The sequence below is a fragment of the Microbacterium sp. genome (assembly GCF_017305435.1).
Taxonomy (GTDB): domain Bacteria; phylum Actinomycetota; class Actinomycetes; order Actinomycetales; family Microbacteriaceae; genus Microbacterium.
Map to the genome: position 1 here is coordinate 47,166 of NZ_JAFKIP010000007.1, position 26,492 is coordinate 73,657.

Below are 26,492 nucleotides of genomic sequence, written 5' to 3' on the forward strand. Positions count from 1 at the left end.
CCGGCGGACGATCAGATCGCGAAGGCCGCGAGTCGCCCGCCCAGGATCGCCGGCACGTGCGCGTGCAGGATCGTGCCGTCGGGACCATGGTCCTCGCTCAGGATGATGCCGTGCTCATGCACGGCCGAGACGAGGTCGCCCCGGTCGTACGGCACGACCGCACGCACCTCGACGGCGGGAAGCGGGAGGGTCTCCTCGACGCGTGCGCGCAGCTCGTCGACGCCCTCCCCCGTCCGCGACGACACGAACAGGGCCTGCGGCACGAGCCCGCGCAGCACGAGGCGCGTGTCGTCGTCCAGCAGGTCGGCCTTGTTGAAGACGACGATCTCGGGGATGTCGCGCGCGCCGACGTCGCCGATCACGTCGCGGACGGTCTGCAGCTGGGCGGCCGGGTCGGGGTGCGAGCCGTCGACGACGTGGACGATGACATCGGCATCCCCCACCTCTTCGAGGGTCGAGCGGAACGCCTCGACAAGCTGATGGGGCAGATTCCGCACGAAGCCGACGGTGTCCGTGAGCGTGTACACGCGACCGTCGACGGTCTCACTCCGCCGCACCGAGGTGTCGAGTGTCGCGAACAGCGCGTTCTCGACGAGCACGCCGGCGCGGGTCAGCCGGTTGAGCAGGCTCGACTTGCCGGCGTTCGTGTAGCCGGCGATCGCGACGGCGGGGATCGTGTGACGCTTGCGCTCGGCGCGCTTCGCCTCGCGCGCCGGAGCGAAGTCGCGCAGCTGCCTGCGCAGTTGGGCCATCTTGGTGCGGATGCGGCGGCGATCGAGCTCGATCTTCGTCTCACCCGGACCGCGGGAGCCCATGCCCGCGCCTCCCGCGCCGACCTGACCACCCGCCTGCCGGCTCATCGACTCGCCCCAGCCGCGCAGCCGCGGCAGAAGGTACTCGAGCTGGGCGAGCTCGACCTGGGCCTTGCCTTCGCGACTCTTGGCGTGCTGGCTGAAGATGTCGAGGATGACGGTCGTGCGGTCGATGACCTTGACCTTCACGACGTCCTCGAGCGCACGTCGCTGGCTGGCCGCCAGCTCGGTGTCGGCGATGACGGTGTCCGCGCCGACTGCGGCGACGAGATCCCGGAGCTCGGCCGCCTTGCCGCGACCGATGTACGTCGCCGGGTCGGGGTGCGGGCGCCGCTGCAGCACGCCGTCGAGGACGACGGCTCCCGCGGTCTCGGCGAGCGCCGCGAGTTCGCGCAGCGAGTTCTCCGCATCGTCGTGCGAGCCCTGCGGGTAGACGCCGACGAGGACGACGTTCTCGAGGCGCAGCTGGCGGTACTCGACCTCGGTGACGTCCTCGAGCTCCGTCGACAGGCCCGGCACGCGGCGCAGTGCGGCGCGCTCCTCACGGTCCCACTGGTCGCCGTCGGTGTCGCCGTACGCGACGGTCGCCTCGTCCTGCAGCGCCTGGGCGGCGCCGAACACGTGCACGCCGGCGCGCGATTCCGCGCGCGCGAGCACCCGATCGACGGGGTCGATCGGGTCTACGCCGACCGTGACGGCCTCGTCAGCGGTGTCGGCGGCGTCCGTGAAGCCGGTGTCCTGAGTCATTCGTTCCTTCTCGTCAGTGAGCCTTGCAGTCTAGCCGCTCTCCGGGCTATCTGGCCGCGCGGCGCCTCCGGTACGCTGGCGGGCATGGGGCTCGATCACTACTTCAGTGCATCCCCGTCCAGTGCAGAGCACCTTCGCCGCATCCCTGTCTCGCTCGCGGGGCGCTCCGGCGAGGTGACGACCGCGGGCGGGGTGTTCAGCCCCGACCACGTCGACGGCGGAACCGCCGTGCTCCTGTCCAACACGCCTCCCGCCCCGCCGGGTGGGCATCTGCTGGACCTCGGATGCGGGTGGGGTCCGATCGCGATGAGCCTCGCGATCGCCTCTCCGCACGCGACCGTGTGGGCCGTCGACGTCAACGAGCGGGCGCTCGATCTCGTGCGTCGCAATGCTCACGGCTGGGGGCTCGAGAACATCAACGCGGTTCTCCCCGACGACGTGCCCGACGACGTCGTCTTCCGCACGATCCGCTCGAACCCGCCCATCCGGGTCGGCAAGAACGAGCTGCACGGACTGCTCGAGCGGTGGATCCCCCGCCTCGACGAGCGCAGCGACGCGTGGCTCGTCGTGCAGCGGAACCTCGGTTCCGACTCGCTGCAGCGGTGGCTGGATGCCACGTTCCACGCGGGCTACTCGGTCACTCGTGCCGCGACCGCGCGCGGGTTCCGCGTGCTGAAGGTGCGCCGCCACGGCGCCGTGCGGACGGGCGCCGTCGACGTGGTGGACGCGTGAGCGCAGACTACTCAGGCGAGCGCGACCTCGCCCGAGTAGACGAGGGTCGCGGGGCCCGACAGCAGCACGTGTGATCCGTCGCGCTCCTCCACGATGCGGACGCCCAGGATCCCGCCCGGGACGTCCACGATCCACTCGTCGGGCGCGGCGGCCCCCGCCCAGTGCCGCACGGCGAGCGCGGATGCCGCGACGCCCGTGCCGCACGAGAGTGTCTCCCCCACCCCGCGCTCGAACACGCGCATGCGGATCGCGCCGACGCCCCCGGTGACGAGCGGATCGGCGGGCACGACGAACTCCACATTCGCGCCGTGCGGCGGGAGCGGCGAGAGCACGGGCTGGAGGGCGAGGTCGAGCGCGTCGAGCTCTGCGGCCGCACCGAGCGCGACGACGACGTGCGGGTTTCCGACGTCGATGCCGAGCCCCGGCCGCGGCACGTCGAGTCCGCGCGCCCGCACGAGGACGTCGGACTCGTCGACGGCGAACAGTCCCAGGTCGACCTCGAACCCGAGCGCGCTGCGGGTGAGCACCTTGGTCCCGGCACGCGTTCCGATGCGCAGCGGGGCGTCGTCGATGGACGCGAGCCCCGACTCGACGAGGTACTTGGCGAACACGCGGGTGCCGTTTCCGCACATCTCCGCCGCGGAGCCGTCGGCGTTGCGGTAGTCCATGAACCACTCCGCATCGGGCGTCGCGGCGCCCTCGGGCAGGTTCGCGGAGCGGACGACGCGCAGCGTGCCGTCGGCGCCGATGCCGAACCGGCGGTCGGTGAGAGCGGCCACCTGATCGTCGCTCAGGACGAGCTCGCCGTCCGGATCGGGCAGGATCACGAAGTCGTTGCCCGTGCCGTGGCCCTTGGTGAACGCGACCGTCCGAGTCATGCGTTCAGCTTAGAGCCGCCGGACGAGCGTCAGTCCGGGATGAGCCGCTTGGCGGTCGTCCAGATCTCGAACGGCTCGTAGCCGACGGCGGCGTAGAAATCGTGGACACCGCCGTTCTCGGGCCGCACCATGAGCTGCACTTTGGGGCATCCCATGTCGCGGAGGAGTTCCTCGGCGCGCGCCACCAGCCGACGTCCGATGCCCTCACCGCGGCGCTCCGGCGCACTCGCGAGGTAGTAGAGCCACCCGCGGTGTCCGTCGTAGCCTGCCATCACGGTCCCGACGATCCCGTCGTCGTCCACGGCGACGAGGAAGAGCTCCGGCTGCACCGTCAGCTTGCGTCTGATGTCCTGGGTACGGGTCGTTCCACGGGCGCGTGAGACCCGTCTCCTGCCAGAGCTCGACGACGGCGTCCGTATCGAGGACGGAGAACGGGCGGATCTCGATGGTCATCCGATCGAGTCTGCCAGGGCGGCGGCATCCGCGTCCGGCCCTGTCCACACGATGCCGGGGTATCGACGGAACCATGACACCTGCCGGCGCGCGTAGCGACGCGTCAGGGCCTGGGTCTGCGCGATCGCCTCGTCCTGGCCGATGGCCCCCTCCAGGTGCGCGAGCGCCTGCGCATAGCCGATCGCTCGGCCAGCGGTCGGCGAGTCCGCGATCCCCCGACCGCGCAGCGCGTCGACCTCGGCGCGGAGCCCGTCCGCCCACATGCCCTCGACGCGGGCATCCAGCCGGGCGACGAGCGCCGCGCGATCGAGCGCGACGCCGACGAGCGTCGTCCGCTTATGCCAGAGCGCCGGTTCGTCGGGCAGCGCGGCGCCGTGCGTGTCCGCGCCCTGCGCGAGCACTTCGAGCGCTCGCACGATGCGGCGCCCGTTGCGCGGGTCGACGCGGGCCGCCGTGGCCGCGTCGAGAGCCCGCAGGCGCTCGTAGAGGGCGGCGGGGCCGCTCGCCGCGAGGTCGGCTTCGAGCCGCGCGCGCACGGCGTCGTCGTGCGGCGGGAAGCGGAAGTCGTAGACGACGCTCGAGACGTACAGCCCCGAGCCGCCGACGAGGATCGCGTCCGACCCGCGGGCGAAGATCTCCGTGATCGCCGTGCGCGCGGCATCCTGGTACCAGGCGACGGCGGCTTCGTCGGTCACCTCCAGCACGTCGAAGAGATGGTGCGGAATGCCGCGACGCTCCGTCTCCGGGAGCTTCGCCGTGCCGATGTCCATGCCGCGGTACAGCTGCATCGCGTCGGCGTTCACGATCTCGGCGGGGCGGCCGCGTGCAGCGAGCGCCTCCGCGAGGCGGAGCGAGAGGTCGGTCTTCCCCGTCCCGGTCGCGCCGACCACGGCCCACAGGCGGGGCGGCCGCGGCGGGGCGTTCACCGCGCGTCGACGGGGCGGAGCACCGGGATGCCGAGGCCGACGGCGCGGCGCCCGTCGGCGGTGAGCGTCGCGGCGGGCGCGGGAACGCCGCACGATTCGGCCTGCGTGCGGTCCCACGCATCCCCCGCGCGGGTGCGCCGGATGCGCAGCGGAGCGCCGTCGGGGCTGTCGGCGAGGAGGTGGAAGGGCGCGGCGTGGGTGACGGTCACCGTCACGACGTCACCGGGGCGGGGGCGCGCGCTGCCGGCGGGGAGCTCGAAGTGGACGAGGCGGTTGTCTTCGGCGCGGCCGGTGAGGCGGTGCGTCTCGGCATCCTTCTTGCCCTCGCCGGTCGACACGAGCACCTGCAGCTCGCGGCCGACCTGCGCCTGGTTCTCCTCGAGCGAGATGCGCTCCTGCAGCGCGGTCAGACGCTCGTAGCGTTCCTGCACGACGGCCTTCGGCACCTGATCGGGCATCGTCGCGGCGGGGGTGCCCTCGCGGATCGAGTACTGGAAGGTGAACGCGCTCGCGAACCGTGCCTGCTCGACGACGCGCATCGTGTCTTCGAAGTCCTCGTCGGTCTCGCCGGGGAAGCCGACGATGATGTCGGTCGAGATCGCCGCGTGCGGAATGCGCTCGCGGACGCGGTCGAGGATGCCGAGGAAGCGCTCGCTGCGGTACGAGCGCCGCATCGCCTTGAGGATGCGGTCGGACCCGGACTGCAGCGGCATGTGCAGCTGGGGCATGACGGCGGGTGTCTCGGCCATGGCGTCGATGACGTCGTCGGTGAACGCCGCCGGGTGGGGGCTCGTGAAGCGGATGCGCTCGAGGCCCGGGATCTCGCCCGCGGCGCGCAGCAGCTTGCCGAAGGCCTGACGGTCGCCGAACTCGACGCCGTAGCTGTTGACGTTCTGACCGAGGAGCGTCACCTCGATCGCGCCGTCATCGGTCAGCAGGCGGATCTCGTTCAGGATGTCGCCGGGGCGACGGTCCTTCTCCTTGCCCCGCAGATGCGGGACGATGCAGAACGTGCAGGTGTTGTTGCAGCCGACCGAGATCGACACCCAGCCGCTGTAGACCGAATCGCGCTTGGTGGGCAGCGTGCTCGGGAAGACCTCGAGCGACTCGAGGATCTCGAGCTCGGCATCGCCGTTGTGGCGCGCCCGCTCGAGGAGCGTCGGCAACGAACCCATGTTGTGCGTGCCGAACACGACGTCGACCCAGGGCGCCTTCTCGAGCACCGCATCCTTGTCCATCTGCGCGAGGCATCCGCCGACGGCGATCTGCATTCCCTCGTGCTTGTCCTTGCGGCTCTTCAGGTGACCGAGCGTTCCGTAGAGCTTCCCCGCGGCGTTGTCGCGCACCGCGCACGTGTTGATGACGACGATGTCGGCATCCGCGCCGGCGTCGGCCCGCACGTACCCGGCCGACTCGAGCGAGCCGGAGAGCCGCTCGGAGTCGTGGACGTTCATCTGGCAGCCGAACGTGCGCACTTCGTACGTGCGTACGCGACCGTCGGCGGCGACGGCTGCGACAGAAGGCGCGATGAGGGTGGGGGCGGCGGACGGAGAGGTCATGATGCGTCCATTGTACGAGCGGTGCACCGGAGGGATGCCGGTCGGGCGGCGCCGTTCAGGGCTCGAACCGGACGCCGCTGCCCGAGGAGCGCGGTGTGGTCTCATCGAGCGCCCGACGCGCGACCTCGAGCGACAGCCCACCGTATCCGCGCCGGGCCAGCTGGCCGGCGAGACGGCGCAGTGCGACGTCGCGCTCCAGCCCGCGCATCGCGCGCACCTTGGTGCGCGCGAATTCGAGGGCCCGCGCGAACTCGTCGTCCGGGAGGGCGCCGAGCGCCTCGTCGATCACGTCGCGTGCGATCCCCCGCTGGGCGAGACTGCGCGCCAGCGCGGACCGCCCCTGACTCTTGCGTGCGACCCCGGTGTGCAGCAGCTGCTCGGCCAGGCGTGCATCGTCGAGATAGCCGTTGCCGAGGAACCGCGCGACGATCGCCCCGATGGATGTCTCGTCCACCTCGCACGCTGCGAGCACATCGCGCGCCTCGCGCTCCGACAGCGATCGGGTGCGCAGCTTCCGCAGCAGCGTCGCCTCGCCCGCGGCGGCGATCTCGTCATCGGCGGGCGGATCGTGCGGCGCGGAGACGCCGGGCATCTCCGTGGCGCGGTCGGCCCAGGTGTTGTTCCACGCCGCCGCGTCGTCGGCGGATGGCCTCGATGCGCTCGCGCCCTGCGACCGCCCGCGGCCGGCGGCATCTCCACCAGCACCGAACAGGGGGATCACAGGGGCGAGGTCACCCTCGCCCCCGTCGTCGAAACACATCAGGCCGGGCGACGCTCGGCCAGGTCGGCGACCGGCGCCGCGGCATCCGTCGACTTCGGCTGGCCGATGCCGAGCTTCTGCAGGATCTTCTGCTCGATGTCGGCGGCGATGTCGGCGTTCTTCAGCAGGAAGTTGCGCGCGTTCTCCTTGCCCTGACCGAGCTGCTCGCCGTCGTACGTGTACCACGCGCCGGACTTCTTCACGATGCCCTGGTCGACGCCGTAGTCGATGAGCGACCCTTCGCGGGAGATGCCGACGCCGTACAGGATGTCGAACTCGGCCTGCTTGAACGGCGGCGCCATCTTGTTCTTGACGACCTTCACGCGGGTGCGGTTTCCGACCGCTTCCGTCCCGTCCTTCAGGGTCTCGATGCGACGGATGTCCAGGCGCACGGACGCGTAGAACTTCAGCGCCTTGCCGCCGGCGGTCGTCTCGGGCGATCCGAAGAAGACGCCGATCTTCTCGCGCAGCTGGTTGATGAAGATCATCGTGGTGCCGGTCTGGCTGAGACCACCCGTCAGCTTGCGGAGGGCCTGCGACATGAGGCGTGCCTGGAGGCCCACGTGCGAGTCGCCCATCTCGCCCTCGATCTCCGCCTTGGGAACGAGGGCCGCGACGGAGTCGATGACGACGAGGTCGATCGCCCCCGAGCGGACGAGCATGTCGGCGATCTCGAGAGCCTGCTCCCCCGTGTCGGGCTGCGAGACGAGGAGCTGGTCGATGTCGACCCCGAGCTTCTGTGCGTAGTCGGGATCGAGCGCGTGCTCGGCATCCACGAAGGCGGCGATGCCGCCGGCGCGCTGGACGTTGGCGATCGCGTGCAGCGTGAGGGTCGTCTTACCGGAGGACTCCGGACCGTAGATCTCCACGATGCGACCCCGCGGCAGCCCGCCCACGCCGAGAGCGACGTCGAGAGCGATGGACCCGGTGGGGATGACGGCGACGGGAGCGCGCTCGTCGCTGCCGAGGCGCATCACCGAGCCCTTTCCGAACTGCCGGTCGATCTGGGCGAGGGCCGATTCGAGCGCCTTCTCGCGGTCGGCGGGTGATGGCATGACGTGCTCCTTCTGTTCGCGTGTCCGTCGCCTGTAGGCTGTCGCGCCCCGCCCCGACGGGGCGGCATCTGCGACAAGGCGGAGGTGTCGTGGTGACATCGCCTACGTTACGAAGGGCCTCCGACATCGGTCGGCGGAAACTGCGAAACGGTGGATAACTTCTCCGCGACACCTCTTGTGGAGGAGCCTATGACAGGGTCGAACAAAAGTACGACGACACGCCGCGTCCCGATGGACCGGCGCCGGCAGCGACGCGCTCAGCGCCGTCGCGGCTCCAGCCGCCCCACCCCATGGCGGCGCGAATCGGGCACATCCATCTCGGCGCACAGCGCCAGCCAGACCTCGCGCGGCGGCACGCCGTCCGCGATCGCCTGCCGGGCCGTGCGATAGCCGATGCCGCCGAGCGTCAGATCGCCCACGACGTAGCTCGCGCGCGGCCCGAACTCATCGGCGACGGCGCGGTCGAACTCGCTGCGCCGCACGTCAGCGCAGCGAGAGCTGCGACTGGATGTCACGGTCGAGCGCGACGAGGTCGTCGGGAACGACATCGGGGAAGACCTGCAGCCCCTCGAGGACCGAGATCCGGTCGCCGACCTCACGCATGATGGTGGAGATGGGCACGTCGAGCGCCTCCGCGACCGAGGCCAGGATCTCGCTCGAGGCCTCCTTCTGACCGCGCTCGACCTCACTGAGGTAGCCGAGGGCGACGCTCGCGCGCCCCGCGACCTGGCGGAGGGTGCGCCCCTTCTGCAGACGGAAGTCGCGCAGGACTTCGCCGATCTCTTGACGTACCAGGATCATGTCGGGCCCCCTCCTTACGATGATCGAACCGTGTCCCGGGTGGACTACAGTACAGCACCTTGCGAGTCACACTAGACCCCCGGCCCTGAGGAATGGCCTGGAATCACTGAGACGTAACAGGGACGACATCTGCGGTATTCCCGGCGCCGACGGAAGGGCGCCGCGGGCGGTACCCGCCCGCATCACAGCGCGTCGAGAGCCAGCCGGATCGCCCGCGCGGCGGCCTCCGCACGGATCGACGCGCGGTCGCCGCGCAGACGCAGGGACTCGACACGCGATCCGAGGGCGGTCGCCACGGCGAGGTGGACCGTTCCCACCGGCTGCCCGTCGGGCGACATCGGTCCCGCGATGCCCGTCGTCGCGATGCCCACGTCGGCGGGCTCGCCGGCGCCGGCGACCGTGCGCCGGACGCCCTCGGCCATCTGTCGCGCGACCCGGGGGTGCACGGGGCCGTGCGCGGCGAGCAGGGTCTCGTCGACGCCCAGCAGCGCGGCCTTGAGGTCGGTCGCGTAGGCGACGACGCCCCCGCGCAGCACCTGGGACGACCCCGCGACGTCGACGATGGTCGACAGGACGAGCCCGCCCGTCAGCGACTCCGCGACGCCCAGGCGCCAGCCGAGTTGGGACAGACGCGCGACGAGCCGCTCCGGCTCGCTCAGCCGACCGCTGGAGACCTGCGTGCGTTCGAGATCATCGGTGCGCTCCAGATCGTCGGTGCGCTCGAGATCGTCGCCGAGTTCCGGCGCGGGCGGCTCCAACCACCCGCTCACGCGTCACCCGAGGGACGCTCGGATGCCGCCGCGCGCGCCGCGCGCGATCCGCGCACTTCGGTCACGACGTAGTCGATGCCGCTCGCGACCGTCAGGGCCACCGCGATCCACATCGCCACCGTGTTCACGACGTGGATCCAGTCCCCCACCAGAGTCCACAGCGGCAGGAGCGCCAAGGAGAGCGCGACGGCCTGCGCGACGGTCTTGAGCTTTCCCATCCAGGCAGCGGCGACGACGTGATTCGAGGCGACGACGAGCCGATGCACCGTGATGCCGACCTCGCGCACCAGGACCAGGACCGTGACCCACCACGGCAGCTCTCCCAGGATCGACAGCCCGACGAAAGCACACCCCGTGAGCGCCTTGTCGGCGATCGGGTCGAGGAGCTTCCCGAGGTCGGTGACGATCTCGTACCTGCGGGCGAGGTAGCCATCGATGCCGTCCGTCGCGATCGCGACGATGAACAGGACGCCGGCCCACCATCGCAGCGGCCCGTCCGCCCCGGCATCCGCCAGCAGCATCCACAGGAAGATGGGGGCGCAGAAGATGCGCACGATCGTGATCGCATTGGGGAGTTGCCTGGGGATCGCCACGGTCAGACTCTAGCCGGGACGGGTCAGTCGCGACCCGTCAGACCCCACGCGTCTTCGGACTCGCTGCCGTCGACGACTTCGTAGCCGTCGTAGCGAGCGTCGACGGCGTCCGGTCCGTAGGGGTCGTCGGATGCCGCACCGCCGGCGGCCGCCGGCGGGTCGTCGCCGCGGAGGCGCGCGAGCACTTCGGGCAGCTGCTCGGGCGTCACGAGCACGTCGCGTGCCTTCGACCCCTCCGACGGACCGACGATCTCGCGCGACTCGAGCAGGTCCATGAGACGCCCCGCCTTCGCGAACCCGACGCGGAGCTTCCGCTGCAGCATCGAGGTCGACCCGAACTGGGTCGAGATGATCTGTTCCGCCGCGGCGAGCAGCAGGTCGAGGTCGTCACCGATGTCGGCGTCGATCTCCTTCTTCTCCGCAACGGCCGCGACATCTGCCCGGTACTCGGGGCGGGCCTGGTTCTTGACGTGGTGGACGACCTTCTCGATCTCGCTCTCGGCGACCCACGCGCCCTGGACGCGCAGCGCCTTGGACGCCCCCATCGGGAGGAACAGGCCGTCGCCCTGCCCGATGAGGCGGTCGGCGCCCGGCTGATCGAGAATGACGCGCGAGTCCGTGACGCTCGTCACGGCGAACGCGAGCCGGGACGGCACGTTGGCCTTGATGAGGCCCGTGACGACGTCGACCGACGGGCGCTGGGTGGCCAGCACGAGGTGGATGCCGCTCGCGCGAGCGAGCTGTGTGATGCGGACGATCGAGTCCTCGACGTCGCGCGGTGCGACCATCATGAGGTCGGCGAGCTCGTCGACGACGACCAGCAGGTACGGATAGGGCTTGAGCACGCGCTCGCTTCCCGCCGGCAGCTGGATCTCGCCGGCGACGACGGCACGGTTGAAGTCGTCGATGTGGCGGAACCCGAACGACGCGAGGTCGTCGTACCGCATGTCCATCTCCTTCACGACCCACTGCAGCGCCTCGGCGGCCTTCTTGGGGTTCGTGATGATGGGGGTGATGAGGTGCGGGACGCCCGCGTAGCTCGTGAGCTCGACGCGCTTCGGGTCGATGAGCACCATCCGCACCTCGGACGGCTTCGCGCGCATGAGGAGCGACGTGATCATCGAGTTCACGAAGCTCGACTTGCCCGAGCCGGTGGAGCCCGCGACGAGGAGGTGCGGCATCTTCGCGAGGTTCGCGACGACGTAGCCGCCGCCCACGTCCTTGCCGACACCGATCGTCATGGGGTGGGTCTGGCTCGTCGCGGCCTGCGAGCGCAGGACGTCGCCGAGCGTCACGATCTCGCGGTCGGTGTTCGGGATCTCTACGCCGATCGCGCTCTTGCCGGGGATCGGGGCGAGGATGCGGACCTCGTTGGATGCCACGGCATAGGCGATGTTGTTCGTGAGCGCGGTGATGCGCTCGACCTTCACGCCGTGTCCGAGGGCGATCTCGTACTGCGTGACCGTCGGGCCGCGCGAGAAGCCGGTGACCCGGGCATCCACCGAGAACTGGTCGAACACGCCGGTGATGGCGGCGACGACCCGGTCGTTGGCCTCGGAACGGGCCTTCGGCGGGGTGCCGGCGGCCAGTGCCGTGACGGCGGGCAGTCGGTAGGGGGGCGCCGGCGGCCGGCCGTCGTGGTCGTCGCCGAGTGCCGAGATGCCGGGCAGCGTGCCGTCGTCGAGGACGATCTCTCCGCTGTCCTCGCGGATGCCGGTGTCGGCGCCGCGCGCCGCCTTCTTCGCGTGCGCGATGACCGCGGGGTCGATGACCTCCGTCGCGGCGTCAGGGAGCGGCGGGAGCGGCGGCGGCGGCGACGCGATGGCCTGCTCGAAGCCGCCGTCGCCGGACGTGCTCAGCAGGGCCGTCAGATCGTCGGAGCCGAGGTGCCCGTCTGCATCCTCCTCGCGGCCGGTCTTGTTGCGACGCCACCACGGCGTCCCCGCGTCCTTCGCGTCGTCCTCGCCCGCCCCGAAGGCGACGGTGGGGCCGGTCGCCGTGGCATCTGGCGTCTGGTGGACGGGGCGTTCGGCGCCGAACATCCACGCGTACAGGTCTCCGAGGCGGCGCCCGATGCGGTTCGGCGGCGTCTTCGTGAGGATCAGGACGGCGAGGACGGCGAAGATCCCGAGGATCAGGTACGCCCCGACCACGGTCAGGAATGTGAGGGGCTCACCGACCATCCACCCGAACAGGCCGCCGCCCTCGCTCAGGGCGGGAAGCCCGGCGCTCGGCTGCGGGCGGTTCCCGGCGACGTGGCAGAACCCCGCGATCGCGAGGACGAAGAGGCCGAATCCGATGCCGATGCGCCCGTTGTCGTGCACGGACGGCGGGTGGCGGAAGAGCCAGCCGGCCAGCAGCAGGAGGAGCACGGGCATGATGAAGGCGACCCGGCCGATGAGCGCTCCGACCGAGTAGGCGCTGATCGTCGTGCCCACCTGGGTGCCGATGAGGAACCACTCCACGATCGCGCCGACGACGGCGAGCAGCACCAGCAGGAACGGGAACCCGTCGCGCCGCTGGTCCTTCTCGAGCACCTCGGGGCCGAAAGCGCGGAACATGCCGCCCGTGGCATGCGCGAGACCGAGCCACATCCGCACGAGAACTGGCGGCTTGTCGATGTCGTCGACGTAGCGCTTGGGCGCGGGGTCGGGCTTCCGCGCGCGCGACGAGGAGCCCTTCGCGGACGCGCGGGCGTTCGTGGGCGTCGAAGTGCTCCTGGCCATCACTCCACGGTACGGCCGAGCGCCGGTGTTTCCGCGGATTGACCCGCGGATCGACGCGGGAGTCGGCGCGGCACCTGCGGCAGCCGCGGCGGCACCAGGGACGGTGCCCCTGCCGACACCGATGCCTCAGCGGAGGCGCTTGACCATGGTGTCGCGGCCGTGGCCGGCGTGCGTCACCGCGAAGCCCTCGCTGCGGTAGAGCGTTCGCGCGAAGTTTCCGCGTTCGACCGAGAGGGTGATCCGACCGAATCCCTGCGCCCGCGCGTGTTCGCACAGCCGCTGCAGCAGGGCGCGGCCGACGCCGTGCGCGCGCCAGATCGGGCGGACGCCGATGATGAGTTCGGGCACGCCCGTGCCGATGTAGCCGTACCCCGGCTCGGTCCGCGGCAGCATCCGGTACCACGCGGCGCCGATGGGCTGATCCTGGGCATCCACCGCGACGAAGCCGGCATCGCCGGGCCGCATCCATCCCGCGACGTAGCGGCTGTGATCGGGGTGGGCCATGACCTCGTGCCGCGGCCGGGTGCCGCCCTGGCGCCAGTTCGCCGCCTCGACGACCATGTCGCCGAGGAATGCCCCGTCAGCCTGCGTCGCGGGGCGGATGCGGAAGCTGGCGGGCATACGACGAGGGTAGCGGCGCCGTGTTACGCCCTGATCACGACAGCCGGCCGCGCCCCGCGCGGAGCGGCGACCGGCCGTCGCGCCTCGCCGGCGACGCTCAGGCCTCGATGACGAGGGGCACGATCATGGGGCGGCGGCGGAGCTGCTGGTTGACCCAGCGCCCGATCGTTCGGCGCACGACCTGCGAGAGGGCGTGCGTGTCGCGAACGCCCGACTGCGCGGCCTCGGTGAGCGCCGCCGCGATCTTGGGCTTGACAGAGTCGAAGACGCTGTCGTCCTCCGCGAAACCGCGCGCGTGGATCTCCGGACCGGTGATGATGCGCCCCGTCGCCGAATCCACGACGACGATGACCGAGATGAAGCCCTCTTCGCCGAGGATGCGACGGTCCTTGAGATCTGCGTCGGTGATCTCGCCGACGGTCGAGCCGTCGACGTAGACGAGGCCGATGTCGAGCTGGCCGACGACCTTCGCCACGCCGTCACGGAGATCGACGACGGTGCCGTTCTCGGCGATGATCGTGTTCTCCGCGGGGATGCCGGTGTCCTGCGCGAGCTTGGCGTTCGCGATCAGGTGCCGGTACTCGCCGTGCACGGGCATGACGTTGCGCGGCTGGAGGATGTTGTAGCAGTAGAGCAGCTCCCCCGCCGCGGCGTGACCGGAGACGTGGACCTTGGCGTTGCCCTTGTGCACGACGTTCGCGCCGAGCTTCGTGAGCCCGTCGATCACGCGATACACCGCGTTCTCGTTGCCGGGGATGAGGCTGGATGCCAGGATCACCGTGTCGCCGGGGCCGGGCTCGATCGCGTGGTCGAGGTTCGCCATGCGCGACAGCACCGCCATCGGCTCACCCTGCGAGCCGGTCGACATGTACACGATCCTGTCGTCGGGCAGGTCCTTGGCCTTCTTGTAGTCGATGAGCACGCCGTCGGGCACGCGCAGATAGCCGAGGTCCTCGGCGATCGTCATGTTGCGCACCATGGAGCGACCGAGGAACGCGAGGCGTCGCCCGTTCGCCGCGGCGGCGTCGATGACCTGCTGCACGCGATGCACGTGGCTCGAGAAGCTGGCGACGATCACGCGCCGCGGCGCCTTCGCGATGACCTGGTCGAGCACCGGGCCGATGTCGCGCTCGAGCGGCGTGAACCCCGGGACGTCGGCGTTGGTCGAGTCGACGAGGAAGAGGTCGACACCGTCCTCGCCGAGGCTCGCGAAGGCGCGGAGGTCGGTCAGGCGGCCGTCGAGAGGCAGCTGGTCCATCTTGAAGTCGCCCGTGGCGAGGACCGTCCCGGCATCCGTGTGGATGGCGACGGCGAGCGCATCGGGGATCGAGTGGTTGACCGCGACGAACTCGAGGTCGAACGGGCCGACCTGCTCCTCCTGCCCCTCTTCGACCGTCAGCGTGTACGCCTTGATGCGGTGCTCCTTGAGCTTGGCTTCGACGAGTGCGAGGGTCAGCCGCGAGCCGATCAGGGGGATGTCCTGCTTGAGGCGCAGAAGATAGGGGACGGCCCCGATGTGGTCTTCGTGGCCGTGCGTGAGAACGAGCCCGACGACGTCGTCGAGGCGACCGCGGATCGGCTCGAAATCGGGAAGGATCAGGTCGACGCCGGGCTGGTGCTCCTCGGGGAACAGGACGCCGCAGTCGACGATGAGGAGCTTTCCGTCGAACTCGAAGACGGTCATGTTGCGACCGATCTCACCGAGCCCGCCGAGCGGGATGACGCGGAGGGCGCCCTTTTCGAGGGCGGGCGGGTCGAAGACGTTCGTGCTCATCGGGTCGTGCCGTGCACCTTCGGAAGGGCGCCGCCGGCGGCGGCGTTGCGGTCGGGTCGGAAGTTGGAGAAGTCGGCGCCATCGACATCCTGGACGAGCGCGAGCTCGTCCTCGATGAGGGCGGCTTCCCACTCCTCCGGGCCGACGAGCGGAAGCCGGACGCGCGGGCTTCCGATGCGGCCGAGGCCGTGCAGGATGTACTTCGCGCTGACGGTACCGGGGACGTGCGTCATGACGGCGCGCACGAGCGGCTCGAGGCTCTTGTGCGCGGCCGTCGCCGCCGCGAGGTCGCCGCGGTTCACGGCATCCACCATGACGCGATACGGCGCCGCCGTGATGTTGGCCGTCACGCCGATGAGGCCCGTCGCACCGATCGCCATGTGCGGGAGTGCATTGGCGTCGTCCCCGGAGAAGTACATCAGGTCGGTCTGGTTGAGCACGCGGCTCACCTCGCTGAAGTCGCCCTTGGCGTCCTTCACCGCGAGGATGTTGGGGTGCTTCGCGAGGCGAAGGATCGTCTCGTACTTGATCGGCACTCCCGTACGGCCCGGGATGTCGTAGAGGATGACCGGGAGGTCGGTCGCGTCGGCGACGAGTCGGAAGTGAGTGAGGATGCCCGCCTGGGTCGGCTTGTTGTAGTACGGCGTGACGATCATGATGCCGTCGGCGCCGGCCTTCTCACTCGCCTTGTACAGCTCGATCGCGTGCGCGGTCTCGTTCGATCCGCCGCCGGTGATGATCTTCGCGCGGCCGGCCGCGACCTCCTTGCCGATCTCGACGAGACGGAGCTTCTCGGGGTCCGTGAGAGTCGAGGTCTCACCCGTCGTGCCCGTGACGACGATGCCGTCGGCGCCCGCCGTGATCACGTCGTCCATGTGCTTCTCGACGGCGGGCCAGTCGACCTCGCCGTCAGCCGTCATCGGCGTGACGAGGGCCACGAGGACCTGTCCGAAGGGATTGCCCGAATGCGTCATGGCTCCAGGCTATCTGGTCGGCGGGCGCCCGCCCGGGTGCGCGTCCACGTGCGTTCGGGAGGAGATCTGCATTCCGGAGGACGAATGCCGATTCGGAGTCCTCCCGAACGCCGAAGCCCTCCCGAACGACGGACCGGACATCTGCGCGGTCAGCGTCCCGTCTTCGCCAACCGCGCCGAGATCGGGCCCGGCAGGATGCGCATGAGGCCGATCAGCACCGTGTAGCGCAAGGACGGGATCGAGACGGGCTTTCCCCGCGCCGCGTCGCGGAGCCCCTCGCGGACGACCGTCTCGGCATCCAGCCAGAGGAACGGCGCGATCCCCTCCTGCCCGGGGGCGAGCCCCAGCCGCTCATGGAAGTTCGTGCGCGTGAACCCCGGGCAGACCGCCGTCACCGTCACTCCGCGCGGGCGGTAGACGGCGTTCGCCCAGCGGCTGAACGAGACGACCCACGCCTTCACGGCGCCGTAGGTCCCCCGTGGCATGAAGGCCGCGACGGATGCCACGTTGACGATGCGTCCGTGCCCTCGTGCGAGCATCGCCCCGAGGGCCGCGTGCGAGAGGCGCATCGTCGCTCGCACATGGAGGTCGAGATGACGCTCCTCCTCGGCGTAGGCGTTCGCTGCGAAGTCGAGATCGAGCCCGAAGCCGGCGTTGTTCACGAGGACCTCGATCGGGTGGTCGGGCTCGGTGAGGCGGGATGCCACGGCATCCAGCCCTGCGGCGTCGGTGAGGTCGGCCGCCAGCACCTCGACGGCGACACCGTCCTCGGCGCGGAGGCGATCGGCCACCGCCTCCAACGCCGCACTGTCGCGTGCGACGAGGACCAGATCCGCGCCGCGCCGCGCGAGCTGCCTGGCGAACTCGGCCCCGAGCCCCGAGCTCGCACCGGTGATGAGCGCCGTCGCCTTCGTCATGGCGTCAGCCTAAGCGGACGCGCAATCCGGCGCACGAGCCCGGCCCGCCTAGGCTGACGCCATGGCCTGGCGCACGCGAGCATCCCGCACCGTCTACGAGAACCCCTGGATCCACGTCCGCGAGGACGAGGTGACCGGGCCGCACGGCGACGGCATCTACGGCGTCGTGCGGATGAAGAACGCCGCCGTGTTCGTCGTGGCGCTCGACGACGAAGATCGCGTCGTCCTCGTCGCGGTGGACCGCTACACCGTGGGGCTGTCCCACGAGGTGCCCGCGGGCGGTTCGGACGGCGAGGATCCGCTCGTGGCTGCGCGACGGGAACTGCGCGAGGAGACTGGGCTGGACGCCGCCGAGTGGACCCTCCTCGGCCGGATGAACACGCTCAACGGCATCGCCGATGCGCCGGAGTTCGTCTTCCTCGCGCGCGGCCTCACCGCGAGCGCCGACGCGGCGGCGACTCAGCTCGAGGAGGGCATCTCGGAGATCACACGCGTGCCGTTCGCCGACGCGCTCGGGATGATCCGCGACGGGGTCATCCGCGACGGTGAGACGATCGCCGCTCTCGCGTTCGCGGGGATCCGCCTCGGCCGCTTCCACTGAGCCGGCCGCTTCCACTTGAGCAGGCCGCTTCCGCCGAGCGGGGCCCTCACGGGCGGATGAGCGTCAGGAACCGGTACGGCACGCCGGTGCGCGAGACCGCCCATCCGTCATCCGGACGGGATTCCGCGACCACCCAGCCGTCGTGCGACGGCGCGAAGGTGTCGCCGCCGTCGACGGCGAGGTCGAGCTCGGTCACCTCGAGCACGTCGGCGCGGTCGCGCGCCTCGGCGAACAGGCCCGCGCCACCGATCACCCACGCGATCTCCGCTTCGCGCGCGAGCTCGAGCGCGGCATCCAGCGATGCGGCGCGCTCCGCGCCGTCCTCCGCCCACGCGGCGGACCGGGTGACGACGATGTTGCGGCGCCCCGGCAGGGGGCGGAAACGCGGCGGGAAGGACTCCCACGTGCGGCGTCCCATGATGACGGGCGCGCCCGTCGTGACGCTGCGGAAATGGGCGAGGTCCTCGGGCACGTGCCACGGCATCCCGCCGTCCTTGCCGATCACTCCCCCGCGGGCCTCCGCCCAGATGAGCCCCAGCCGCACGATCAGACGGCGACCGCGGCGCGGATCGCGGGGTGGTGCTGGTAGCCCTCCACGATGATGTCGTCGAAGGTGTAATCGAAGATCGATGCGGGCTTTCGCGCGAACGACAGCGTCGGGTACGGATAGGGGTCGCGGGAGAGCTGCTCGCGCACCTGCTCGATGTGGTTGTCGTAGACGTGGCAGTCGCCGCCCGTCCACACGAAATCGCCCGGCTCGAGGCCCGTCTGCTGCGCGATCATGAGGGTCAGCAGGGCGTACGAGGCGATGTTGAACGGAACGCCGAGGAACATGTCGGCCGAGCGCTGATAGAGCTGGCAGGACAGCTTGCCGTCGGCGACGTAGAACTGGAACAGGGCGTGGCACGGCGCGAGCGCCATGTCGGGAATGGCGGCGGGGTTCCACGCCGAGACGATCAGACGCCGAGAGTCGGGGTTGTCACGGATCTGCTGGACCACCTGGGCGATCTGATCGATCGACTCCCCCGCCGGTGTGGGCCACGATCGCCACTGCACGCCGTACACGGGCCCCAGTTCGCCCGCGGCATCGGCCCACTCGTCCCAGATGGTGACGCCGTTCTCCTGCAGCCACGCGACATTCGATTCGCCGCGGAGGAACCAGAGGAGCTCGTACACGATCGATTTCAGGTGGACGCGCTTGGTGGTGATGAGCGGGAACCCCTCCGCCAGGTCGAAACGGATCTGCCGGCCGAAGACGCTCGTGGTCCCCGTGCCGGTGCGATCGTCCTTATGCACGCCGTCGCGGAGGACCTCGCGCAGGAGGTCTTCGTAGGGGGTGGGGATGGATGCCGCGCTCACGCAGCCAGACTACCGGCGGGCCCGGACATCCGGTCGTATGACGCCGGATGACGCTCCGGCACCCGCTTCCGCCCGATCGGGAGCCCGCTCCCGCTCTCGAGCGTTAGGCTCACAGGCTGTGACCCTGCTCGACGCGATCCTCGTCCTCGCCGCGCTCCTCGCGGTGACGGTCGGCGTGGGCCTGTTCATGCGGTGGCAGCAGAATCGCCCCCGCCATCTCGACCCGAGCGAGGTCGTCGAGCCGGAGCGACTGGGAGCGGACGCGCTCGGCGAGCACGCCACGCTTCTGCAGTTCAGCACCGAGATGTGCAGTCGCTGCTCGGGGGTGCACCGCACGCTCGGCGCGATCGCCGAGGAGCGCGCAGGCGTCCTCCACCTCGACATCGACCTCACCCACCGGCCCGACATCGCCAAGCACTTCCATGTGCTGCAGACGCCGACGACGCTCATCCTCGACCGCGACGGTGTCATCCAGACGCGCTTCGGCGGCACGCCGAGCCGCAGCGCTGTGGAACTCGAACTCGATCGCGTGAGCGGAAGGGACGCCCATGTCTGACACCCCCGCGTCCGCCGGCCGGACCGTGACGGGCATCGACCCGCGCGGCCCGCGCTTCGCGGCATACATCACCGCCGTTCTCCTGCTCGTCGTCGTGTTCCTCGGGCTGACGGGCCTGCCGACGCTGCGGGGCACGCTGACCTTCGTTCCACGCGGCGTCGTGGTCGATGCGGACGAGTGGGCGATCGTGCACGCGTCGCTCGCAGAGCGCGCCACGGCGCCGAGCTTCCTGCTCCTCCTCGTCGTCGCGCTCCTCTTCCTGTGGAGCGTGCTCTCGCCGCGCACGGCGCCGTGGGGCGTCCTGTACCGCCGCGTCGTGCAGCCCCGGCTCGCGCCGCCGACCGAGCTCGAAGATCCCCGTCCGCCCCGCTTCGCGCAAGGCGTCGGCCTCTTCGTGACGACGGTCGGTCTCGTCCTGCACCTCGTCGGCGTGCCGTGGGCGCTCCCCGTCGCGGCGGCGCTCGCGTTCGTCGCGGCGTTCCTCAACGCGGTGTTCGGCCTCTGCCTCGGATGCCAGCTGTATCTGCTCCTGCAGCGGTTCGGCATCGTCGGGCGCGCGGCGACGGTCTGACCCCTCGCCCGCGTCGGCGGCGACGTCTAGGCTCGATGGAGACGCGATCGCAGCGGATGGCTGCCGTCCGAGACCACGAGGAGACACCATGAGCGTGACCAGCGAAGCGACCACCAGCTGGAAGGGCAGCCTCACCGAGGGGTCCGGCGAGGTCGCTCTGGAGAGCTCGAACCAGGGGCCGCTCGCGGTGAACTGGAAGGCGCGCAGCGAGGGCTCGACGTCGGTCACGACCCCCGAGGAGCTCATCGCCGCAGCACACTCGTCGTGCTTCTCGATGGCGCTGTCACACGCGCTCGCCGGCAACGGCACACCGCCGGAGAGCGTGGAGACGACCGCGTCGGTGACCTTCATCCCGGGCACCGGCATCACGGGCTCGCACCTCAACGTGAACGCGGTCGTCCCGGGCATCTCGGCGGAGGACTTCGCGCGCATCGCCGATGAGGCCAAGGCCGGATGCCCCGTCTCGGCCGCGCTCGCGGGAATCGAGATCACCCTCGAGGCGACGCTTGCCTGAAGCCACAGGGCGCGTCGTCATCGCCGGGTCCTCCGGTCTGATCGGCGGCGCGCTCGCGGCGGCGCTTCAGGCCGACGGCGTCACCGTCACGCGCCTGGTCCGACGCGAGCCCGAGGGCCCCGACGAGGTCTTCTGGGACCCGCAGCGCACGCCCCTCTCCCCCGACGTCCTCGCCGGAGCGCGCGCCGTCGTAGGTCTGAACGGGGCGAGCATCGGCCGGTTCCCCTGGACCAAGCGCTACAAGCACGAGCTCGTCTGGTCGCGCATCGCGCCGACGCAGGCACTCGCGGCCGCCGTGCGCGCCCTCGGTGACGGCGCACCGGCCTTCGTCTCCGGGTCGGCGGTCGGCTATTACCCGTCGGCGCCGGGGGAACGACTCACCGAGGGGTCCCGACGCGGCGACACGTTCCTCGCCGACCTCTGCGGCGAGTGGGAGGCGGCCGCGGAGGCGGCCGGACCGCACGCACGCGTCGCGATGCTGCGGACGGCGCCCGTCGTCCACGCGGACGGCGTGCTCAAGCCCCTCATGCTGCTGACACGACTCGGCGTCTCCGGCCCGATCGGCCGCGGGACGCAGGTGTGGCCGTGGATCTCTCTCGACGACGAGGTCCGCGCCATCCGCCACGTCATCGACGGCGATCTCGACGGTCCGGTGAACCTCACCGGACCCGAGCGGGCGACGGCGAACGACCTCGGTTTCGCGCTCGCTCGTCGGATGAACCGGCCGTTCCTCGTGCGCGCGCCCGCGTGGGGAATGCGACTCGTCCTCGGGAAGGATGCCACCGAGGCCCTGCTCACGAGCGACATGGACGTCGTGCCGGAGCGGCTCGCGGCATCCGGCTTCACGTTCACGCATCCGACGGTGGAGGATGCCGTCGCCGCCGCCGTCCCCGCCGCCTGATCAGGACCGCGCGGACTTCTCCAGCCGGATCGCGGTGCGGATGGCGTCGCGCGCACGCCGCCGATCGCCTGCGCCGTCGTAGACGAGGCCGAGGCGGAACCACGCGCGCCAGTCGTCGGGGTGGACCTCCACGTCGGCGCGATACGCGGGGAACAGGGCGTCGGCCTGCGCGCGATCGGGGCGGCCGCTCGCGCGGACGTCGATCTCCTCGGCGGGCAGCGCGCCCTCCGCCTCCAGACGCCGCGCGAGCCGTTGCGCGCCGACGCCGAAGGCGAGCTCGCGCCACAGCGCCCACGCCGCGATGAGCGGGAGCACGACGAGCGCCGCCCCCATCGCGATGCCGACGCCGTCGCCCGACGTCAGCAGCAGCCACGCGCGCTGGCCGACGAGGACGATGTACAGGGCGAGCAGCGCCGCCATGACCGCGACGCCGAGGCGCGCACTCATGCGCTCGTCGCGCGGGCGACCTGGCCCGAGACGCCACCCTCGTCGATCGGCGCGTCGGAACGGGGGGCGCTGTCGGCGCGCCGCTTCCCGCCGAGGCCGAGATCGATCAGCGCGTCCAGACCCACCGTGACCCCGCGTGCGTCGCGCGCTGCCGCGAGGGCGACGCGGATGCCCGGTGCATACGCCTGGGCGGGATCGATCGTGTCGTGCACGATCGTGATCGTCTCCCCCGGGCCGGAGAGGATCGTCTCCTGCCGGGCGATGACGCCGGGGCGGCGGAGGGAGTGGATCGGCACGCTCGCGACCTGCTGACCGCGCGCACGCTGGTCGATGTGCGGCGCCTCCACCGGCCCGGCATCCGCGCGGGCGGCGGCGATGAGCTCCGCCGTGCGGACCGCCGTGCCGCTCGGGGAATCGATCTTCGTCTCGCGGTGGGCCTCGATGATCTCGATCGAGGGGAACTGCGGCGCCGCTGCGGCGGCGAGCGCCGTCGCAACGACCGAACCGAGGGAGAAGTTGGGGATGAAGACCGCGCCGGTCCCGGCGGCGTCGACGAGCGGACGCACGAGCGCGATGCGCTCCGCCGACCACCCCGACGTGCCGACGAGCACGTTGAGACCGCGCTCGATCGCCGCACGGACGACGTCGATCGAGACGCCCGGCGTCGACGCGTCGACGACGAGGTCGGCGGCGTCGAGCTCGGCGAAGTCGCTGCGCGATCCGAGCACGGCGACGACCTCGAAGCCCGGCTCCGCATCGATCACGGCGCGGATGATCCCGCCGAGCTTGCCGGTGCCGCCCACGAGGGCCACTCTCGTCGTCATGCGTCTAGCCTAAGTGGATGGTCGCTCTCGAACCCGTCGACGTCGCCGATCCCCGCGCGCGGGCGCTCCTCGCCGACTACTTCGCGATGCGCAGCCAGACGTTCCCCTCCGGTCCGGACGGCCGGACCTACCGGCCGGCGTTCCCGGAGGCGGCCGTGTTCACGCCGCCCGCGGGGGTCTTCCTCGTCCTCGTCGACGACGACGGACGGGATGCCGGGTGCGGCGGCATCCGCCGCCTCGACGACGGGCCGCACGGCATCCGATACGAGATCAAGCACCTCTACGTCGCGCCGTCGACCCGCGGTCGCGGCTGGGGACGGCTCCTCCTCGAGGGCCTGGAGGAGCGCGCGCGCGATCTCGGCGCCCGTGAGCTCGTCCTCGACACCCACCACACGCTCGAGGCGGCGGCCGCGCTGTACGCGCGCAGCGGCTACACCGCGACCGCGCCCTACAACGACAACCCGAACGCCACCGTGTGGTTACGTAAGATCCTGAGCTAGCGACGCGCATCATCTACTTCAACTCCGCCTTGACCGGGTAGCGCGCCTGCGGCCGAGCGGACGTAGCCTGAGGGGCGAGTTCGGCCTACCCGGTGGGTCCGGGAATGAGGCAGCCGCCTAGGGCGTGTCGCTAAAAGAGCGGTGAGCGTGCAGGAACTGCTGGGTGCGTTCGGCACGGACGGGTCGAGATGATCAACCCGCGGGCTGCTCCGTAGCGTCGGTCCACCGGAGCCAGACCGCCTCGGTCTCGGGCCACGGGGCAGTGGTCGCGGTGAACCCCTCTCGGAGGTAGAAGCCACGAACGCGTTCGTTGGTCGGCTCGTACTCCGTCATCAGGCCTTTGCCCTCCACGCGTGCGCGATTCTTGGCGGCGCGGACCAGGAGTCTGCCGATCCCCTTGCGCTGCTGGTCCGGAAGGACGTACAGCTTCCACATCACCAGGTCCTCCCCCAGCTCCTCCACGTGGACCATGCCGACGATGCCGTCTGTCGACTCCGCCACGTCGATATTCCCGGCTTGGATCGCGGAGCCAATAGCCTCGGTGCTCCAGAACTCGTCCAGGCCTGACATCACGTACTCAGCACCTCTGTCCGATCCGTATGTGGCTGGCCATGCGACTGTTCCGACGTAGCGCACTCCGTGAACGTCGTCCGGCAGCGCCCGGCGGACCGTGATCGTCATGGCAAGGAGACTATGGCGTCTTGCTGGAGGATTCGGCTGCCGGTCGGCGAGTCTTGGGTGGTGTCGCGCGATGTGATCTCAGATGAAACGTGGGCCGTGTTGTGCCGCTGTTCCCGCCCGTGAAGGCAACGGGTCGCCCGCCGGCCGACCGGCGCATGGTCGTCGAAGCAACGGCGTGGAGGCTCCGGACCGCAGCCCCGTGGCGTGACCTGCCTGAGCGGTTGGGGAGCTGGAACACGATCTACAGGAACTTCAACCGCTGGTCAGTCAACCGTGTCTGGGCCAGAGTGATGGAGCAGGTGCAGGCCATCGCCCACGGCCAGGATGAGTTGGACTGGGTGGTCTCGATCGAACCCACGAACGTCCGGGTGCATCAGCACGGCGCGACGCTCCCGCGCGACGCAGAGGGCAGGAACGAACTACAAGAAGTTCGGTCCTGAGGCCGCCGACCACGCGATCGGACGCCCGCATTCATCTTGAGCCCCGATCAGGCAGCCGACACCAGCGCGCTGAGCGCGACGCTGGCGGAGATCCGTATCGCCGCCCGAACGCGACCCGCTGGTACGCGAAGGCCGTCTGAGTCGCGCGGATCCGCGGCACGCTCAGACCGGGAGCGCCTCGGGCAGCCCCGTGCGCAGTTCGACCGGCAGATGCGCGAGGTCGTTGTGCAACGCGAGCGTCCAGGGGCGGCCCGGGCGCTGCGCGAGGACGGTGAGCCCGCAGTTGGCCTGGTTGATCGTCATCCAGCGCCAGTCCGGCGCGTCGAGCACCTCGCGCACGAACCAGGCGATGACGAAGTTGTGCGTGATCAGGAGCTCGTGCGACCCGGGCTTGCGGACGAGAAACTCTCCCACTGCGTCCGCCATCTGCGCACTCCCGGCCTCGATGTCCGCCTCGGTGATCGACCCGAAGAAGCCGTCGTACGCGGGCGGCATGTCCGCGCCGGGACCGCTCGGGATGCAGTCGAACAGCAGGGCCGACGGCTCGGGCTCGACCGAGGGAAGCCGCTGCGCCACGGCTCGGGCGGTCTCAGCGGCCCGCTCGAGAGGCGAGTGCCAGACCGCGTCGAGCGGCACGCCGGAGAGGCGATCGGCGATCAGTTCGGCCTGACGCCGGCCGCGCGGCGACAGCGGTCCGTCCTCGAGCCCGTGCTCGGCGTCGAGGTGCTCGCCGTGGCGCACGAGATACAGATAATGCGTCACAGCAGCTCGTCTCGACATCGGGGGGATGATGAGGCCAGCCTACGTCAGCGCCGTCGCATCGCCGAGGCGGTTGCGTGTGCGAGCATTCGGCGCTACCCGGATGCCGCGGACGACGCGCGTCGCGCTACTGCGCCGCTTTGGCGATCTCGGCCAGCTGCGCCCGGCTGAGCTTCACCCCGACGCCCTGCACGAGCTCCGCGACGTGCTGGACGGCGTAGGCGTTCACCACGGGTGCGACGACCGTGCGCTGGGCGAGCAGCCAGGCGATCGCGACCGCGGACGTCGGGATCGACAGCTCCGCCGCGATGCGGTCCATCGCACGCAGCGTGCGTTGACCACGGCGGTTCATCGCCGCCGCGAGCTGCGAGCCGCGGACGGATGCCGCGACCTGCGACCGGGTCCGGTGCATGCCGGAGAGGAACCCGTGCTCGAGCGGCTGCGACGGCGTGACGGCGATGCCCTGCGCCCCCGCCACGAGGCGCAGATCCTGGTCGTACGCGCCCTGTCGCAGCACATTGAACGGCACGCTCAGCGCCGAGAAACGCGGGTACCCCGCCGAGGAGAGGATGCGGGCCTCGACCAATTGGGCGGCCGTGTGCCCGACGGAGCCGAGCGCCCGCACCTTGCCGGCCTCGATCAGCCATTCCGCCGTCGCGAGCGTGTCTTCGAGCGGCGTCTGCGTCTCGGCGGTGGCGTCGAGGTACAGCACGTCGATGCGGTCCGTCTGCAGGCGCGTGAGGGATGCCTCGACCGAACGGATGAGGTTCACGGAGCCGAGTCCGGGGTGATCGGGGTTCGTCCCCACGCGCACGCACAGGACGGTGGAGTCGCGCGCGCGTCGGCGCGCCATCCACTCGCCGATGATGTGCTCGCTGCGCCCCGCGGCATCCGCGTCGGAGGCCGTGATGGCGTTGCCACCGCGTTCCCGATAGGCGTCGAGGATGGCGTGGGCGGCCGTCAGGTCGACGTGCCAGCCGAACTCGGCACCGCCGAGGATGAGCGGGAAGACGCGGACGCCGGCCTCCCCGAGGGGAACGCGCAGCGCCGCACCGAGCGGTGCTCCCTGCACGGGGATGGGCGCGGACGGGTGGGCAGGCAACGTCGTCACCGCGGCCGCATCGGCGCGCGTCGACGCCGGCGTCGCACCTACACCGAAGAAACCCATCTCCCACCCCCTCACGGACTCGTCCGCTCTCGGGAGCTGCATCATCCGCATCCCCCGATGCGTAGTACCGAGG

General features: G+C 70.8%; 31 protein-coding genes. 8 read left to right on the forward strand and 23 right to left on the reverse strand.

Features of this window, described 5'->3' with window-relative positions; genetic code table 11:
- Positions 1-11 precede the first annotated feature (11 nt).
- Positions 12-1,559, reverse strand: coding sequence for a GTPase HflX (hflX, locus tag J0I43_RS13105; RefSeq protein ID WP_292864604.1), 1,548 nt, complete (start codon positions 1,557-1,559; stop codon positions 12-14).
- Positions 1,560-1,643: 84 nt separating this feature from the next.
- On the opposite strand from hflX, the gene J0I43_RS13110 reads away from it, so the two are divergent.
- Positions 1,644-2,291, forward strand: coding sequence for a methyltransferase (locus J0I43_RS13110; protein WP_292864607.1), 648 nt, complete (start codon positions 1,644-1,646; stop codon positions 2,289-2,291).
- Between the two features lie 11 nt (positions 2,292-2,302).
- Here the strand turns inward: J0I43_RS13110 and dapF are convergent, their stop codons facing one another.
- From dapF to J0I43_RS13185, 15 genes are all read right to left on the reverse strand, one after another.
- Positions 2,303-3,169 (reverse strand): diaminopimelate epimerase, encoded by an 867-nt coding sequence (gene dapF, locus J0I43_RS13115; protein WP_292864610.1) that lies wholly within the window; start codon positions 3,167-3,169, stop codon positions 2,303-2,305.
- A gap of 29 nt (positions 3,170-3,198) precedes the next feature.
- Entirely contained in the window at positions 3,199-3,498 is a 300-nt protein-coding gene (locus J0I43_RS13120) for a GNAT family acetyltransferase (protein ID WP_367267557.1), read from the reverse strand.
- 120 nt (positions 3,499-3,618) lie between these two features.
- On the reverse strand, positions 3,619-4,512 hold the full coding sequence (miaA, locus tag J0I43_RS13125; protein ID WP_292864613.1) for a tRNA (adenosine(37)-N6)-dimethylallyltransferase MiaA: 894 nt from the start codon (positions 4,510-4,512) through the stop codon (positions 3,619-3,621).
- A gap of 32 nt (positions 4,513-4,544) precedes the next feature.
- On the reverse strand, positions 4,545-6,107 hold the full coding sequence (miaB, locus tag J0I43_RS13130) for a tRNA (N6-isopentenyl adenosine(37)-C2)-methylthiotransferase MiaB (RefSeq protein WP_292864616.1): 1,563 nt from the start codon (positions 6,105-6,107) through the stop codon (positions 4,545-4,547).
- Positions 6,108-6,162: 55 nt separating this feature from the next.
- Positions 6,163-6,867: a regulatory protein RecX gene (locus tag J0I43_RS13135; protein ID WP_292864619.1), complete on the reverse strand. Its 705-nt coding sequence runs from the start codon at positions 6,865-6,867 to the stop codon at positions 6,163-6,165.
- Positions 6,867-7,922: a recombinase RecA gene (recA, locus tag J0I43_RS13140; protein WP_292864622.1), complete on the reverse strand. Its 1,056-nt coding sequence runs from the start codon at positions 7,920-7,922 to the stop codon at positions 6,867-6,869. The genes J0I43_RS13135 and recA overlap by 1 nt, the downstream gene beginning before the upstream one ends.
- 257 nt (positions 7,923-8,179) lie before the next feature.
- Entirely contained in the window at positions 8,180-8,404 is a 225-nt protein-coding gene (locus tag J0I43_RS13145) for a DUF3046 domain-containing protein (protein ID WP_292864625.1), read from the reverse strand.
- 1 nt (position 8,405) lies between these two features.
- Positions 8,406-8,723, reverse strand: coding sequence for a helix-turn-helix transcriptional regulator (locus J0I43_RS13150; protein WP_292864628.1), 318 nt, complete (start codon positions 8,721-8,723; stop codon positions 8,406-8,408).
- Positions 8,724-8,905: 182 nt separating this feature from the next.
- On the reverse strand, positions 8,906-9,382 hold the full coding sequence (locus J0I43_RS13155) for a CinA family protein (RefSeq protein WP_292865328.1): 477 nt from the start codon (positions 9,380-9,382) through the stop codon (positions 8,906-8,908).
- A gap of 107 nt (positions 9,383-9,489) precedes the next feature.
- The gene (gene pgsA, locus J0I43_RS13160; RefSeq protein ID WP_292864630.1) at positions 9,490-10,086 is read right to left on the reverse strand and encodes a CDP-diacylglycerol--glycerol-3-phosphate 3-phosphatidyltransferase; all 597 of its coding nucleotides are present in this window, start codon (positions 10,084-10,086) and stop codon (positions 9,490-9,492) included.
- Positions 10,087-10,109: 23 nt separating this feature from the next.
- Positions 10,110-12,812, reverse strand: a complete 2,703-nt coding sequence (locus tag J0I43_RS13165) for a DNA translocase FtsK (protein WP_292864632.1) — start codon at positions 12,810-12,812, stop codon at positions 10,110-10,112.
- 126 nt (positions 12,813-12,938) lie between these two features.
- Positions 12,939-13,433: a GNAT family N-acetyltransferase gene (locus tag J0I43_RS13170; RefSeq protein ID WP_292864635.1), complete on the reverse strand. Its 495-nt coding sequence runs from the start codon at positions 13,431-13,433 to the stop codon at positions 12,939-12,941.
- Between the two features lie 97 nt (positions 13,434-13,530).
- Positions 13,531-15,207: a ribonuclease J gene (locus J0I43_RS13175; protein ID WP_292864638.1), complete on the reverse strand. Its 1,677-nt coding sequence runs from the start codon at positions 15,205-15,207 to the stop codon at positions 13,531-13,533.
- The gene (gene dapA, locus J0I43_RS13180; RefSeq protein WP_292864641.1) at positions 15,204-16,181 is read right to left on the reverse strand and encodes a 4-hydroxy-tetrahydrodipicolinate synthase; all 978 of its coding nucleotides are present in this window, start codon (positions 16,179-16,181) and stop codon (positions 15,204-15,206) included. Before dapA ends, J0I43_RS13175 begins: the two co-directional genes overlap by 4 nt.
- A 149-nt stretch (positions 16,182-16,330) precedes the next feature.
- Positions 16,331-17,098, reverse strand: a complete 768-nt coding sequence (locus J0I43_RS13185) for an SDR family oxidoreductase (protein WP_292864644.1) — start codon at positions 17,096-17,098, stop codon at positions 16,331-16,333.
- 61 nt (positions 17,099-17,159) lie between these two features.
- Here J0I43_RS13185 and J0I43_RS13190 point away from each other — a divergent pair, with 61 nt between their 5' ends.
- Positions 17,160-17,699, forward strand: coding sequence for an NUDIX hydrolase (locus J0I43_RS13190; protein ID WP_292864647.1), 540 nt, complete (start codon positions 17,160-17,162; stop codon positions 17,697-17,699).
- A 46-nt stretch (positions 17,700-17,745) separates the two neighbouring features.
- On the opposite strand, the gene J0I43_RS13195 is transcribed toward J0I43_RS13190, so the two are convergent.
- Complete coding sequence (locus J0I43_RS13195) at positions 17,746-18,246, reverse strand: dihydrofolate reductase (RefSeq protein ID WP_292865331.1); 501 nt, start codon at positions 18,244-18,246, stop codon at positions 17,746-17,748.
- Positions 18,246-19,058 (reverse strand): thymidylate synthase, encoded by an 813-nt coding sequence (locus J0I43_RS13200; protein WP_292864650.1) that lies wholly within the window; start codon positions 19,056-19,058, stop codon positions 18,246-18,248. The genes J0I43_RS13195 and J0I43_RS13200 overlap by 1 nt, the downstream gene beginning before the upstream one ends.
- A 118-nt stretch (positions 19,059-19,176) precedes the next feature.
- On the opposite strand from J0I43_RS13200, the gene J0I43_RS13205 reads away from it, so the two are divergent.
- The 4 genes from J0I43_RS13205 to J0I43_RS13220 all read left to right on the forward strand — a co-directional run bounded on the left by J0I43_RS13205 (position 19,177) and on the right by J0I43_RS13220 (position 21,600).
- On the forward strand, positions 19,177-19,614 hold the full coding sequence (locus J0I43_RS13205; protein WP_292864653.1) for a thioredoxin family protein: 438 nt from the start codon (positions 19,177-19,179) through the stop codon (positions 19,612-19,614).
- Entirely contained in the window at positions 19,607-20,185 is a 579-nt protein-coding gene (locus J0I43_RS13210) for a DUF4395 domain-containing protein (RefSeq protein ID WP_292864656.1), read from the forward strand. Before J0I43_RS13205 ends, J0I43_RS13210 begins: the two co-directional genes overlap by 8 nt.
- 88 nt (positions 20,186-20,273) lie before the next feature.
- Complete coding sequence (locus tag J0I43_RS13215) at positions 20,274-20,699, forward strand: OsmC family peroxiredoxin (RefSeq protein ID WP_292864660.1); 426 nt, start codon at positions 20,274-20,276, stop codon at positions 20,697-20,699.
- Positions 20,692-21,600: a TIGR01777 family oxidoreductase gene (locus J0I43_RS13220; RefSeq protein WP_292864663.1), complete on the forward strand. Its 909-nt coding sequence runs from the start codon at positions 20,692-20,694 to the stop codon at positions 21,598-21,600. Before J0I43_RS13215 ends, J0I43_RS13220 begins: the two co-directional genes overlap by 8 nt.
- Here J0I43_RS13220 and J0I43_RS13225 read toward each other — a convergent pair whose 3' ends face one another.
- Positions 21,601-22,047: a hypothetical protein gene (locus J0I43_RS13225; protein ID WP_292864666.1), complete on the reverse strand. Its 447-nt coding sequence runs from the start codon at positions 22,045-22,047 to the stop codon at positions 21,601-21,603.
- Positions 22,044-22,871 (reverse strand): 4-hydroxy-tetrahydrodipicolinate reductase, encoded by an 828-nt coding sequence (dapB, locus tag J0I43_RS13230; protein ID WP_292864669.1) that lies wholly within the window; start codon positions 22,869-22,871, stop codon positions 22,044-22,046. Before dapB ends, J0I43_RS13225 begins: the two co-directional genes overlap by 4 nt.
- Positions 22,872-22,888: 17 nt before the next feature.
- Here dapB and J0I43_RS13235 point away from each other — a divergent pair, with 17 nt between their 5' ends.
- Entirely contained in the window at positions 22,889-23,371 is a 483-nt protein-coding gene (locus J0I43_RS13235) for a GNAT family N-acetyltransferase (protein WP_292864672.1), read from the forward strand.
- Between the two features lie 192 nt (positions 23,372-23,563).
- On the opposite strand, the gene J0I43_RS13240 is transcribed toward J0I43_RS13235, so the two are convergent.
- Positions 23,564-24,052: a GNAT family N-acetyltransferase gene (locus J0I43_RS13240; RefSeq protein ID WP_292864675.1), complete on the reverse strand. Its 489-nt coding sequence runs from the start codon at positions 24,050-24,052 to the stop codon at positions 23,564-23,566.
- 101 nt (positions 24,053-24,153) lie between these two features.
- Here J0I43_RS13240 and J0I43_RS13245 point away from each other — a divergent pair, with 101 nt between their 5' ends.
- Positions 24,154-24,492, forward strand: a complete 339-nt coding sequence (locus J0I43_RS13245; RefSeq protein WP_292864678.1) for a transposase — start codon at positions 24,154-24,156, stop codon at positions 24,490-24,492.
- 162 nt (positions 24,493-24,654) lie between these two features.
- On the opposite strand, the gene J0I43_RS13250 is transcribed toward J0I43_RS13245, so the two are convergent.
- Together J0I43_RS13250 and J0I43_RS13255 are read right to left on the reverse strand one after the other, a co-directional pair.
- A complete protein-coding gene (locus J0I43_RS13250; RefSeq protein ID WP_292864681.1) occupies positions 24,655-25,254 on the reverse strand; it encodes a histidine phosphatase family protein in 600 nt (199 codons plus the stop codon).
- A 124-nt stretch (positions 25,255-25,378) separates the two neighbouring features.
- Complete coding sequence (locus J0I43_RS13255) at positions 25,379-26,419, reverse strand: aldo/keto reductase (RefSeq protein WP_292864684.1); 1,041 nt, start codon at positions 26,417-26,419, stop codon at positions 25,379-25,381.
- Positions 26,420-26,492: the final 73 nt, after the last annotated feature.